Raw genomic sequence first — 12,862 nt, 5'->3', positions numbered from 1 at the left:
GGCCGCGGCGACCGTCACGGCGGTCGCCTGCGCGACACCCGCGGTGCGGGCCGCGGTCGCGCACCGGGTCGTCCGCGTACACGGCGGCCGGGCGGACGTGGCGTCGGTACGGCCGTCCCGGCGCCGTACGGTCGCGGAGCTGACGCTGGCCGCCGTCGCCCTGGGCGCGGTGGAGACGCTGCGCCGGCAGGGCGCGCAGGACAACCAACTGACGTCCCTCGCACCGGTGCTGACCGGAGTCGTGGCGGCCCTGCTGCTGGTCCGGCTGCACCCGCTGCCGCTGCGCGCCCTGGCCCGCCCGGCCGCCCGGCTGCGCGGCACGGTCGCCCACCTGTCCCTGGCCCGGGCGGCCCGCACCTCCGCGTCGGCCGTCCTGCCGCTGCTCGCCCTCCTCACCGCCCTCACCACCGCGGCCTTCGGCGGCTCCGTCCTGGCGGGCGTGCGCGAGGCCCGCGACCAGGCGGCCCTCCTCGCGGTCGGGGCAGACGCCCGCGTCGAGACGTCGGCGCCGCTGCCGGCGGGACTGCCCGAGCGGGTCCGCGGGATGCCGGGCGTGCGCGGGGTGGCCGCGGTGAGCATCGCCTACCAGGCCCAGCCGGGCGACGGCACGCGGTCGGTGCCGCTGGCGGGCGTGGACCCGTGGGAGTACGCGCGGCTGGCGGACCGGACGGGCCTCGGCCCGTTCACCGAGGGCGACCTGACGGCCCGCAAGTCCTCGGGTACGGTCCCCGCCCTCGCCTCCCCGGCCGTCACCGAGCGCTACGGCTCCCGCCCCTTCCCCGTCCGCCTGGAGGACGGCAGCACCATCACCGTCCGCGTCACCGTCGTCCGCCCCCGCACCCCCGCCGTCACCGGCGACGACTTCCTGGTCGTCGACCGCGCCGCCCTGAGCCGCACGGCCGCCCGCCCGAACGCCCTGCTCCTGACCGGCGCCCACCTCGACGGCCCCGCCCTGCGCCGCGCCGCGGGCGACACGGCGAGCGTCCGGCTCCGCGCGACGGAACGAGCCCGGTACGTCGACTCGCCCCTCCAGTCCGGCGCGGAGGACGTCTACACGGCCGCCGTCGCCGCGGGCGCCGGTTACGCCGTCCTCGCCCTGCTCCTGTCCCTGCTCCGCGCCTCCCCCGAACGCGCGGCCCTGCTGGCGAGACTGCGCACGATGGGCCTCACCCGCGCCCAGGGGCGCCGCCTGCTGGTCCTGGAGTCCCTGCCGCAGGCGGCCCTGGCGGCGGCGGGCGGCGCCCTGACGGGCTGGGCGACGATCCGCCTCCTCTCCCCCGCCGTCGACCTGACGACCATCGCCCTGGCCGCCCACGACGCCCCCACCGCCCCGGCGGCCCTGCGCACGGACACGACCTCACTGCTGCTCCCGGCACTCGCGGTGGTGGCGGTGACGGTGGGAGTCGCCGGCCTCCAGGCCTGGTGGACGGGCAGACGGGGGTCAGTGGCGGAACTCAGGGCGGGAGACACCCGATGACCCACCTGGCCCCGGCTGCGGGCAGTCGTGCCCACCCAGCTGCGGGCAGTCGTGCCCACCCAGCTGCGGGCAGTCGTGCCCACCCAGCTGCGGGCAGTCGTGCCGCTGGGGCGGCACGGGTGGGCGCAGCGGCACCCCGCCCGCGCGGGCGAGCGAAACCCCGTGACGGCGCCCCCGCCCCCGGGCCCCTCACCGACGCGACGCCCAGGAGATGACCCCGATGACCGCGACCAACCCCACGCTCGCCGACCTGACGACCCGCGCCAAATCCACCCGCACCCGCCCGGCCTACGGCCACGACGCCCTCATCACCTGCGACCGCCTCGTCCGCATCTTCACCACGGACGGCATCGAGGTCCAGGCCCTCCAGGGCCTCGACCTCCTGGTCCGCGAAGGCGAACTCATGGCCCTGGTGGGCGCGTCGGGCAGCGGCAAGTCCACCCTCATGAACATCCTCGCCGGCCTCGACACCCCCACCGCCGGCGCGGCCCGCGTCGCGGGCCAGGACCTGCTCACGATGACCGCGAAGGACCGCCTCGCCTACCGCCGCTCCACCGTCGGCTTCATCTGGCAGCAGACGTCCCGCAACCTCCTGCCCTACCTCACCGCCGCCCAGAACATCGCCCTGCCGATGCAGCTGGCCGGCACCCGCTCCCGCGCCTCCCGCACATCCCGCCGCGCGCACGCCGAACGCGCCCTGGAACTGCTGGAGTTGCTGGAGATCCCGGACTGCCGCGACCGCCGCCCGCACCAGATGTCCGGCGGTCAGCAACAGCGCGTGGCCATCGCCGTCGCCCTCGCCAACGACCCCGCGGTCCTGCTCGCCGACGAACCCACCGGCGAACTCGACTCGCACACCGCGGAACACGTCTTCGCCGCCTTCCGCACCGCCAACGAACGCCTGGGCACCACCATCGTGATCGTCACCCACGACCAGGCGGTCGCCGGCGAGGTCCGCCGCACGGTCGCCATCCGCGACGGCCGCACCTCCACGGAGGTCCTGCGCCGCAGCGAGGTCGACAAGACCACCGGCCACGAGACGGTCGTCGCCCGCGAGTACGCCATGCTCGACCGCGCCGGCCGTCTGCAGCTCCCCGCCGAGTACACCGAGGCGCTGGGCATGCGCGACCGCGTCGCGCTGGAACTGGAGCCCGACCACATCGCCGTACGCCCGGACGACAGCGAGGACCGGACGTGATCAGCGGCGGACGCTGACGCCCAGGGCCGCGGCCCCGACCCCCGCCCGCCGTACGGCGACGGACCCGTAGGGCGTACGCAGCCGCAGCCACGCTCCCGAGGAGAACAGGTCGACCGGCGCCCCGGGCCGCAGGAACCCCAGGGACTGGGCGGCGTGCACGGCCCGGACCGGCAGGGCCGTGTCCCCGACCGTGCGCGACCAGATGTCCCGCCCGATCGCGTCGAGTTCGGCCCTGGTACGCCGCTCGGGCGTCAACTCCTGGGTACGGGACCGGAATTCGCCCACCGCCGCGCCGACCGTCGCGCGCAGTTCGTCGGGCGCGGACAGCCCGGACTCCGGCCGCCAGCCGCCGCGCGGCGGCAGCACGCCGGCCCACGGCGGCCCGGTCACGGCGCCAGGAACAGCGGCCGTGGCGCCCGACTCGTCGACCGTCTCCAGGAGTTCACCGGCGGAGACGGTCACGTCGAGCGTGACGTCGAGACCGTTCTCGTAGGGCTTGGCGAGCCGCACCGCGCGGATCGCCAGCACCTCGAAGGAGGCGGGCCGCCCGAAGACGGCGAGCGCGGTACCGGCGGCCTGCAGCCGCACGGCCGCCGAACGGTCGTAGTGGATCAGCCGGGAGAGGAAGGCCGCGAGGTCCGCCGCCTCCCCCTCGTCGGCGAGGTGGAGCACCGTCATGCGGCGACGGCCTCCTCCTCGGCCTCGTCCCGGTACTCCTCCAGGAACTCCCGCTCCTCGGCGGTGATCCGGCGCGGCCGCTGCGCCTCGAAGTCGAACGGCACGACGACCGTCGAGGCGCGCACGTAGACCACGTCGTCGTCCTTCACCTCGTAGGTGATGGTGAAGGACGCCGCGCGTATCTGACTGACCCACAGCTCGATGTCCACCGGGTGGTGCCGGTGGACGAGCTGCCGCTTGTAGTCGATCTCATGCCGGGCCACCACGGACCCCTGCTTGAAGTCCTTCTCCGGACGGAAGAGGAAGTCGATGCGGGCCTCCTCCAGGTAGCGGACGAAGACCGCGTTGTTGACATGGCCGTAGGCGTCCATGTCCGACCAGCGCAGGGGACAGCGGTAGAGATGGCGCAAGATCAGCCCCGGGTCAGCTTCTTGTAGGTGGCACGGTGCGGACGCGCGGCGTCGGCGCCGAGCCGCTCGATCTTGTTCTTCTCGTACGACTCGAAGTTGCCCTCGAACCAGAACCACTTGGAGTCACCCTCGTAGGCGAGGATGTGCGTGGCGACCCGGTCGAGGAACCACCGGTCGTGGGAGACGACCACGGCGCAGCCGGGGAACTCCAGCAGCGCGTTCTCCAGGCTGGAGAGCGTCTCGACGTCGAGGTCGTTGGTCGGCTCGTCGAGGAGCAGCAGGTTGCCGCCCTGCTTGAGGGTGAGCGCGAGGTTCAGCCGGTTGCGCTCACCGCCGGACAGCACGCCGGCCGGCTTCTGCTGGTCCGGGCCCTTGAAGCCGAAGGCGGACACGTACGCCCGCGACGGCATCTCGACCTGTCCGACGTTGATGTAGTCGAGCTCGTCGCTGACGACCGCCCACAGCGTCTTCTTCGGGTCGATGTTCTCGCGGCTCTGGTCGACGTAGGAGATCTTGACGGTCTCGCCGACCTTGATGGAGCCGGAGTCCGGGGTCTCCAGACCCTGGATCATCTTGAACAGGGTGGTCTTGCCGGCGCCGTTCGGGCCGATGACGCCGACGATGCCGTTGCGCGGCAGCGTGAAGCTCAGGTCGTCGATGAGGACCTTGTCACCGAAGGCCTTGTTGAGGTTGTTGACCTCGACGACGATGCTGCCGAGCCGCGGGCCCGGCGGGATCTGGATCTCCTCGAAGTCCAGCTTCCGCATCTTCTCGGCCTCGGCGGCCATCTCCTCGTAGCGGGCCAGACGCGCCTTGGACTTGGCCTGCCGTCCCTTGGCGTTCGACCGCACCCACTCGAGCTCTTCCTTCAGGCGCTTCGCCCGCTTGGCGTCCTTCTGCCCCTCGACCTTCAGACGGGTCTGCTTGGTCTCCAGGTAGGTGGAGTAGTTGCCCTCGTACGGGTACGCGCGGCCGCGGTCGAGCTCGAGGATCCACTCGGCGACGTTGTCGAGGAAGTACCGGTCGTGGGTGATGGCCACGACGGTGCCCGCGTACTTGGCGAGGTGCTGCTCCAGCCAGTTCACGGACTCGGCGTCGAGGTGGTTGGTGGGCTCGTCGAGGAGCAGCAGGTCGGGCGCCTCCAGCAGCAGCTTGCACAGCGCCACGCGTCGCCGCTCACCACCGGAGAGGGTGGTGACGGGCCAGTCGCCGGGCGGGCAGCCGAGCGCGTCCATGGCCTGCTCGAGCTGGGCGTCGAGGTCCCAGGCGTTGGCGTGGTCGAGCTCCTCCTGCAGCTTGCCCATCTCGTCGAGCAGCGCGTCGGAGTAGTCGGTCGCCATGAGCTCGGCGATCTCGTTGAACCGGTCGAGCTTGCCCTTGATCTCGGCGACACCCTCCTGGACGTTCTCCAGGACGGTCTTCTCCTCGTTCAGCGGGGGCTCCTGCAGCAGGATGCCGACGCTGTAGCCGGGCGACAGGAAGGCGTCGCCGTTCGACGGCTGCTCCAGCCCCGCCATGATCTTCAGCACGGTCGACTTACCGGCACCGTTCGGACCGACGACGCCGATCTTCGCCCCCGGCAGGAAGTTCAGGGTGACGTCGTCGAGGATCACCTTGTCGCCGTGCGCTTTGCGCGCCTTGCGCATGGTGTAAATGAACTCAGCCAAGAGAAACCGTCCGGCAGCTTGAAATCTGGCAGTGGGCAGATACACCCCATCTTGCCGTACGTCCATCCCCGGACGGAAACGCGTATGGCGGTGCCGCTCTGACCTGCGGCTTCACCGAGGGCAGGCGTCCCGGCCCGTAACTCACGGTCACTGTCGGTCGACCCGGGGCAACCCCGCGCCCGCCGGTGGCCTCGCACGGCCCGCGGACGCCCGCCAGGCGCCGGGTGACTTCCCGGCCGGCCCCGGCGCACTATCGTCGCGCGTATGAAGGTCCGTCACACGGTTCGCGCGGTCCTGCTGGATGAAGGTCACCTGGTGTTCCTGCGCCGGGGATGGCCGGGTGGCTCGCCCTACTACGCGACGGTCGGCGGAGGCGTCGAACCCTATGACGCCGACCTCGAAGCGGCCCTGCGCCGCGAGGTCATGGAAGAGATCGGCGCCACGATCGGCGCTGCCACCGAGTTCCTGACCCTGACCGAGCCGGGCGAAAAGGTCACCGTCGTACAGCACTACTTCCGCGCCGAGGTGCTGGACATCGATCCGACCCGTCGTGGCGGTCCCGAGCTGAACGATCCCGACACCGGAGACTTCTCTCCGGTCCGGATCGCGCTGGACGCGTCCGCCCTGGCGGCACTCGAACTCCAACCTCCCGAACTCGCCGACTACCTGCGCGAGCATGCCGAAGCGTGGGGCGGGGTCGGGCCGCCACCGCGATGACCGCCCGGACAGCCGTCAGGTGCCCTCTTTCGAGCGTCCGGCGCCCGTCCTGATCCATCGCCAGGCGGCGGCGCAGACCACGAAGGGCGCCACGAGCATCGCCAGCATCCACAGGCCGACGCTGGCCGGTGAGTAGATGTAGTACTGCCAGCGTTCCGGCAGGAGTGAGGGGGCGAGGAGGAGCACGATCAGGGTGACCCATGTGGCCAGCACCGCCCCCGCCATGCGTACCGCCGTCATCCCCGTCGCCCCGGCGAGAGGGCGGTGAGGGCCGCCGCGGCCACGGCCACGGCGCCCACGGCTCCGGCCGCGCGGAAGGCTCGGGTGGAGCGGAAGGAGAGGACGGACCACCTGGACTGTGCGGACAGCAGCGATCCCGTGCTCAGCCACGACCCGGCCGAGATCAGCGACAGTGCCGACCCGATGGAGCCCACGGACAGCGTGCTGCCGACCGAGGCGACGGAGAGGGCCGAGCCGATAGAGCCGATCGACAGGACCGATCCCACGGAGCCGATCGACAGGACGGAGTCCTGCGACCACAGGGACAGCACGGAGCCCGAGGAAGGGCGGTGTTCCGGTGACGCCGACGGCTTGGTCATGGGGTCATCCTGCCCGCCGACCCGACCGCTTCGCACGGAAAACCCCGCGCAGCCGCCACGTCAGCCCCGCGACCGCGCCTCCTCCTTCTTACGGATCACGATCAGCGCCGCCCCGCCGATCACCACGAAGCCGATCGCGACGCCCGCGATGAGCGGGGTCGTACTGCTGCCACCGGTCGCGGCGAGGTTGGTGTCGTCGGCGATGCCGCCCACCGTCGCCGGGCTCGGCTCGCTGAGCGTCTGGACGGCGTCGCCGCTCTCGCTGCCCTGCGTCTTGCAGTCGAGGATCCCGCTGAAACGCTGTTCGAGACCGCCCGCCCCCTTGATGGCGAAGTCGTACGGCTGGTCCTCCTGCAGCGGGATCGTCATCGTGCGCGACGCGCCCGCCGGAATGCTGTACTCGGTCCCCATCAGGGAGAACGTGAAGGCCTCGTCGCCCTTGTTGGCCGCGGTGAGGTCGACACCGCCCTTGGCGCAGTCCCGCGCCGCCGACAGTGCCGGCACGGCCCCCTTCTTCGCCCAGTTCGCGCTCGCGGTCGCGGAGACCGTGGACTCGCTGGAACCGGCCAGGATCTGCGTCTGGCTGCGGCTCTCGGAGGTGAAGGCACGGCCCACCGGCACGGTGGTCGAGCCCTGCACGGTCAGCTCGGCCGAGCCGTCCGCCGCGTCCTCGGGCACGTCGAAGAAGATCTGGCTGCCGTCGGCCGCGGTGGTGAGCGGCTTGCCGTCCTTGTCGACGATCTCCACGCCCGTGATGGCCGCGTCGGCGGGTGGGGTCACCGTCACCCCGGCCGCGTCGGTGTGCACGGTCACCGGGCCGAGGAGCTCGCCGGGGTGCCCGGAGACCGCGGGCGGGTCGAGCGTCAGCGACGCCTTGGGCTCCGCCACGTCGACGGCGCTCTTCTGCAGGTATTCCGCGAGCCGCTCGGCCTGCGGGTCGACGGCGTCGACGTCCGCGCCGTCCGAGTAGCGCCAGATGGCCACCTGCGTGCCGGCCGCCGCGTCCTGCTCGCTCAGGCCGCCCCGGACACCCGCCTTGGCGGCGAGCGCCGCGAGGTCGTTGACCTGCGGGTAGGAGTTCTGCAGGATCCAGCGGATCTTGCCGGCGTCGCGGTTGGCGCCGAGCGAGGTCCCCCGCCAGGAGGTCTCGTGGTACCGGGCGTCGCGCTGGGTGGGGTTGTGCAGGTCGACGCAGTACGTCTGCAGCGTGCCGCCGCCGTCGACGGACATCTCGAACAGGCCCGCCGAGACCTGCTGGTCGCCCGCGACCTTGTCGTGGATCACCGCGGAGCCGTATGTCTTGAGCCCGCCTATGGTGGCGGTCGCCCCGCCCTGGGACTGCGGGGTCTCCGCGGCCACGGCGGCGCCCGCACCGGTCAGCGCGCCGGCCGCCACGAGTCCGGACACCACCAGCGCGGAGGCGAGCCGGGCCGTGGCCCCTCGCCTGCGCGCGCACAGCGCAGAGAACGCAGAAAACACGAATTCCCCTTCGAGCAGGACCCGTCGGTGTGGGGGGACGGTCCCACCAGCAGAATCAGTGACCCCGAGCGCCCCGGGAGCCATGCCCGGCATCCTAGGGATCCGACGCACCACCCTTCACAAGTCCGATGATCGGACGGCCGATCCGACTCGGAATCGTTATCGCCGTGAGGGTTCACGGGCGGGGCTTATCGACAAATCCACCGTGTTGTTCGGGAGCATTCGCCGATAAGCCGCAGTCCGGTCAGCTCGGGACGGTGTCTGACATCACGTCACCGCGGCTGCTTCCGGCTCCTGTTGGGCCGGCTCCTCACCGTCGGGCGGTGTCTCCCAGTTGGGCTCGGGCTGCCGTGCCGCTGCCGCCGGGTCCGTCCTGACCGCCCGCCGGAAGGCCGACGTACCGCGTGCGAGATCGTGGCCGATCGCGATCGCGTCGAGGTCCGCCGAGGTCCAGTTCTGCCCCTCGCGCACGTCGCTGCGCACCTTCAGCCTGCCCTGCACGACGACGGGGTCGCCCACGTTGAGGGAGGCCGCCGCGTTCGTGGCGAGCTGCCGGTTGGCCCACACCGTGAAGAAGTTGGTGTGGCCGTCGGTCCAGGTGTTGTTCTCACGGTCCAGGTACCGCGCGGTCACCGCGAGCCGGAACCGGGCCGACGGCCCGGAGGCCAGTTCCCGGTACACCGGCCGGGTCGCCACGTTGCCCACGGCGCAGATGATCGTCTCGTTCATCGCGTATCCCTCCCTGACACGCGTACGGGCCCGTCCCGTACGGCTGCGTCTGCCGCGGCGGCCACGCCTCTCGCGATCGCCGCACCGCCAGACTGCCTCCGTCGGGCCGAGCCCGCAGAGCCCTGTGGACGGCCACCCGCCTGTGGAAATCTCCGTCACCCGGACGAGCGAACCTCCGTCGCGACCCGATTCACCTGCCCGCCGTCGCGCCCACCCCCGCGACCTTCCCGTACTGCTCGCGCACCTCGCGGTAGCGCAGCAGTTCGGCCGCCACCGGGTCCAGGACCCGGGCCCGTCCGCATCCGGCGGCGGCCTCGCGAAGTCGCCGTTCCGCCTCGGTGCCGTACCGCCGTGCGGGCCCTCTGGCCGCCATCCGGCAGCTCCACTCGATCAGCGGGCCGCCGACGATGCCGGCCACCATCAGCAGCACCGGCACCCCCAGGTTGGGCGCCATGAACCCGATGATCTGCCCCAACAGCCACAGGCCGCCCACCACTTGAAGGAGGGTCATGGCGGCCTGGGCGAGCACGGCCGCCGGCCACCAGCCCGGCCGGGGCGGCCGCCCGGGGGGCAGTCCCGCGCGCGCGGCCAGTTCGTCCAGCGCCTCCGGCAGCCCCTGCGATCCCCGTACGGCCGCCTCGCGCACCGCCTGCGCCCACGGTGCGGGCAGCCCGGAGGAGGCCCGGTCGGCCAGCGTGCGCACCGCATGCTCCACCCGCTGGCGCGCCGTGGCCTCCTCGTCGGCCTGGGCGCGCAACGGCAGCCGTCCGGTGGCCGGTTCGGTCCGGTCCTGGTACCACCGCCACAGCCGCAGCCAGGGCGTCCCGCAGGCGCGGTTGGCGTTGCGCGCCCAGGCGCGTTCGGCGGCCTCGCCCGCCGCGGTGGCGCCGACGGCGTCCGCGAGCCGGGCGGCGAACTCGTCGCGCGCCTCCTCGCTCAGGCCGGTCCGCCGCCGGGTGGCGTACACGGGCCACAGCCCGACCGCGACGGCGTCCACGTCGGCGAAGATCCGGCGCGCCGGGGCGCCGCGCTCCGTCACGAACTGGCCGAGCAACTCGCGTAGTTCGGGTACGCCGTCTCCGGTGAGCGCCGACAGGGAGAGCACGGTGGCGCCCGGTTCGCCGTACTCGCCGAGCGCGATCCCGTCCTCGTCGAGCAGTCGCCGCAGGTCGTCGAGGACCTGCTCGGTGGCCTCGCCGGGCAGCCGGTCGGTCTGGTTGAGGACGACGAACATGACCTCCGCGTGTCCCGCCATGGGCCGCAGATAGCGCTCGTGCAGCATGGCGTCGGCGTACTTCTCGGGGTCGACCACCCAGATGACCGCGTCGACGAGGGCCAGGATGCGGTCCACGTGCTCGCGGTGCTGGACGGCGGCGGAGTCGTGGTCGGGCAGGTCCACCAGGACGAGTCCGGACAGCTGTGCGTCGAGGTCGCCGTTCTGCAGCGGGCGCCGCCGCAGCCGGGGCGGGATGCCGAGCCGTTCGATGAGGCTTGCCGCCCCGTCGCTCCAACTGCACGCGATCGGCGCGGCGGTGGTGGGCCGTCGTACGCCCGTCTCGGAGATGGGCACGCCGGCGAGGGCGTTGAAGAGCTGCGACTTGCCGCTGCCGGTGGCGCCCGCGATGGCGACGACGGTGTGCTGTCCGGACAGTCTGCGCCGCGCGGACGCCTCGTCCAGGACGCGGCCGGCCTCGGCGAGGGTGCGGTTGTCGAGCCGGGTGCGCGAGAGGCCGACCAGCTCCCTGAGCGCGTCCAGCCGCGGGCGCAGCACGCCGTCGAACGCGAGCGGGGCCGGGGGCTGTGCGCTGTGCGAGCGGGTCTCCGGGGAGGCGGCCTGTTCGGCTGCCGCGTCTTCGGTGACGCGCCGCGCGATGAGCCCGTCGTCCCAGTTGTCGGCGGCCTCCGCGGAGTCCGTACGGCCGGAGGCGTCGTCGCTCTCCACGCGCGCGTGTGCCGCGTTACCCGCACCGGCGCGCTGCTGCGCGCGGCGCTCGCCCGAAGCGTCGGTGTCGTGCTGGTCCTTCTCGGTCACCGTGTCCCCCGCGTGGTCGGCGTGCTCGGTGTGGTCCTGGTCAGTGACGGCGGTCACCGGTCACCTCTCCTTCTGCAGTACGGACAGCGCGGCGATGAGCTCGGCCTGCGGTTCGGCGTGCACGTCGAGCGCGTCCAGCGGCGCGAGGCGGCGTTCGCGCTCGGTGAGCAGCACCCGGTCGAGATGCTCGGCGAGCAGCCGTCCGCCCCGGTCGCGCAGGCGCAGCGCCCCGTGCGCCCCGATCCGCTCGGCGAGCCCCTCGCCCGCCGTACGGGCCCGGCGTCCGCCGAGGAGCGTGGTGGCGACGAGCGCCGCGACCGTCTCCGCGTCCGGCGCGATGCCGCGGTCGAGGTCGCGCACCTCCTCCTCGGCGAACTCCTCCAGCTCCCGCCGCCACCGCCGTACGGCCATCCCGATGCGGTGTTCGGCGCTCTCCAGGGACGGGTCGTCCGCCGTGAGCTCCGGGGCGCGCGCCGCGGGTTCGCGCCGCCAGGCGTCGGTGACGCGCTCGTCGGCGGCGGTGACGGCGCACAGCAGCAGCGCGCCCAGGCTCTCCACGAGCGCGTCCAGCAGCTCACCCGCCGAACAGTCGAGCGGAAAGGCCCGCCACCGCTTCAGGGCGCCCCCGGCGAGGACGGCCCCGGCCTGCAACCGCCCGCGCACGCGCGTGTGCTCGCTGTCGTACGCCGACTCGACGGCCGAGGTGAGCCGGAGCGCCGCCGCGTACTGCGCGGCGGCGGCGCCGGCGAGTTCGGGCATCCGGGCCTTCAGCGAGTCGAGCACGCCGTGGGCGGTACGGGCCATGACGTGCCGACGGGCGGCCGGGTCCTGCGCCACATGGACGAGCCAGGTCCGCAGCGGCGCCACGGCGCTGGCCGGCAGCAGCCCACCGCCCCAGGCGGACTCGGGCAGTTCGGGCACGGTGAAGCGCGGCACGTCGCCCAGGCCGGCCTTGGTCAGCAGCGCCCCGTACTGCCGGGAGACCTCGGAGACCACCTGGTGCGGCACCCGGTCGAGCACCGTCACCAGGGTGGCGTCGTACTCCTTGGCGGTGCGCAGCAGATGCCAGGGGACGGCGTCGGCGTACCGGGCGGCTGTGGTGACCATCACCCAGATGTCGGCCGCGCAGATGAGTTCGGCGGCGAGGACGCGGTTGTCGGCCACCAGGGAGTCGACATCGGGTGCGTCGAGCAGGGCGAGGCCCGGCGGCACGGTCTCGGCGGTCTCCACGCGCAGCACGCGCGCGGGGTCCTCCCCCGGCAGCAACAGGTCGTCCGTGGGCTCCCGATGGGGTGCCCACACGCGGGTGAGGTCGGGCAGCACGCGCATGCCGCTGAACCAGTGATGGTCCTCCGGATGGCACACCAGGACCGGCGTCCGTGTGGTGGGCCGCAGCACGCCGGCCTCGCTCACCCGCCGCCCGACAAGGGAATTGACGAGGGTCGACTTGCCCGCGCCGGTCGATCCGCCCACCACCGCCAGCAAGGGCGCTTCAGGCTCTCTCAGGCGGGGCACCAAGTAGTCGTCGAGCTGCGCGAGAAGCTCGTCGCGGTTGGCACGCGCGCGTGGCGCCCCCGCCAGGGGCAGCGGGAAGCGTGCGGCGGCGACACGGTCGCGCAGGGCGGAAAGTGCGTCGAGCAGCTGAGGCCGTACGTCCAAGGTCACCACATGTGAAGAATGCCCAATTTTAGGGGAATTCTGAAGCATATGAGTATGTCTGCGCGCCGACAGGACACAAGGGACGGAAGGGATGACTGGGACGCGGGCATAGTCCAGGCATAACGAGTGCACAACACCCGGTGCCTGAGGGCTCAAAAGCGATGCACGATTCGTACCTGCCTGCGATTATCAGGACCGCTTCACCGAACCTCCACAT

11 protein-coding genes and 1 pseudogene are annotated in these 12,862 nt (G+C 72.7%); 3 read left to right on the top strand and 9 right to left on the bottom strand.

What is annotated here, in order from left to right; all coding sequences use genetic code 11:
* Together M8J74_RS23915 and M8J74_RS23910 are read left to right on the top strand one after the other, a co-directional pair.
* A pseudogene (locus M8J74_RS23915) lies at nucleotides 1–1,477 on the top strand (FtsX-like permease family protein); the annotation flags it as partial.
* A 220-nt stretch (nucleotides 1,478–1,697) separates the two neighbouring features.
* A complete protein-coding gene (locus M8J74_RS23910) occupies nucleotides 1,698–2,675 on the top strand; it encodes an ATP-binding cassette domain-containing protein (protein ID WP_249838412.1) in 978 nt (325 codons plus the stop codon).
* Here M8J74_RS23910 and M8J74_RS23905 read toward each other — a convergent pair whose 3' ends face one another.
* The 3 genes from M8J74_RS23905 to ettA are packed head-to-tail and all read right to left on the bottom strand — an operon-like array spanning nucleotide 2,676 to nucleotide 5,430.
* On the bottom strand, nucleotides 2,676–3,353 hold the full coding sequence (locus M8J74_RS23905) for a DUF8185 domain-containing protein (RefSeq protein WP_249838411.1): 678 nt from the start codon (nucleotides 3,351–3,353) through the stop codon (nucleotides 2,676–2,678). It lies immediately after the preceding gene.
* Nucleotides 3,350–3,763 (bottom strand): acyl-CoA thioesterase, encoded by a 414-nt coding sequence (locus M8J74_RS23900; protein ID WP_249838410.1) that lies wholly within the window; start codon nucleotides 3,761–3,763, stop codon nucleotides 3,350–3,352. Before M8J74_RS23900 ends, M8J74_RS23905 begins: the two co-directional genes overlap by 4 nt.
* Before the next feature lie 2 nt (nucleotides 3,764–3,765).
* Entirely contained in the window at nucleotides 3,766–5,430 is a 1,665-nt protein-coding gene (gene ettA / locus M8J74_RS23895; protein ID WP_058925228.1) for an energy-dependent translational throttle protein EttA, read from the bottom strand.
* A gap of 264 nt (nucleotides 5,431–5,694) precedes the next feature.
* On the opposite strand from ettA, the gene M8J74_RS23890 reads away from it, so the two are divergent.
* The gene (locus M8J74_RS23890; RefSeq protein WP_249838409.1) at nucleotides 5,695–6,147 is read left to right on the top strand and encodes an NUDIX domain-containing protein; all 453 of its coding nucleotides are present in this window, start codon (nucleotides 5,695–5,697) and stop codon (nucleotides 6,145–6,147) included.
* Nucleotides 6,148–6,162: 15 nt separating this feature from the next.
* Here the strand turns inward: M8J74_RS23890 and M8J74_RS23885 are convergent, their stop codons facing one another.
* The 6 genes from M8J74_RS23885 to M8J74_RS23860 all read right to left on the bottom strand — a co-directional run bounded on the left by M8J74_RS23885 (nucleotide 6,163) and on the right by M8J74_RS23860 (nucleotide 12,654).
* Entirely contained in the window at nucleotides 6,163–6,387 is a 225-nt protein-coding gene (locus M8J74_RS23885; protein ID WP_249838408.1) for a hypothetical protein, read from the bottom strand.
* The gene (locus M8J74_RS23880; RefSeq protein WP_249838407.1) at nucleotides 6,384–6,746 is read right to left on the bottom strand and encodes a hypothetical protein; all 363 of its coding nucleotides are present in this window, start codon (nucleotides 6,744–6,746) and stop codon (nucleotides 6,384–6,386) included. Before M8J74_RS23880 ends, M8J74_RS23885 begins: the two co-directional genes overlap by 4 nt.
* A 60-nt stretch (nucleotides 6,747–6,806) precedes the next feature.
* A complete protein-coding gene (locus M8J74_RS23875; protein ID WP_249838406.1) occupies nucleotides 6,807–8,225 on the bottom strand; it encodes a Cys-Gln thioester bond-forming surface protein in 1,419 nt (472 codons plus the stop codon).
* Between the two features lie 267 nt (nucleotides 8,226–8,492).
* Entirely contained in the window at nucleotides 8,493–8,954 is a 462-nt protein-coding gene (locus M8J74_RS23870; RefSeq protein ID WP_249838405.1) for a single-stranded DNA-binding protein, read from the bottom strand.
* Nucleotides 8,955–9,144: 190 nt separating this feature from the next.
* Nucleotides 9,145–11,043 (bottom strand): GTPase, encoded by a 1,899-nt coding sequence (locus M8J74_RS23865; protein ID WP_249838404.1) that lies wholly within the window; start codon nucleotides 11,041–11,043, stop codon nucleotides 9,145–9,147.
* Nucleotides 11,044–11,046: 3 nt separating this feature from the next.
* Entirely contained in the window at nucleotides 11,047–12,654 is a 1,608-nt protein-coding gene (locus tag M8J74_RS23860) for a dynamin family protein (RefSeq protein ID WP_249838403.1), read from the bottom strand.
* Nucleotides 12,655–12,862: the final 208 nt, after the last annotated feature.

The organism is Streptomyces panaciradicis, assembly GCF_023516615.1.
Taxonomy (GTDB): domain Bacteria; phylum Actinomycetota; class Actinomycetes; order Streptomycetales; family Streptomycetaceae; genus Streptomyces; species Streptomyces panaciradicis.
This window is presented reverse-complemented; position numbering and strand designations above follow the sequence as displayed.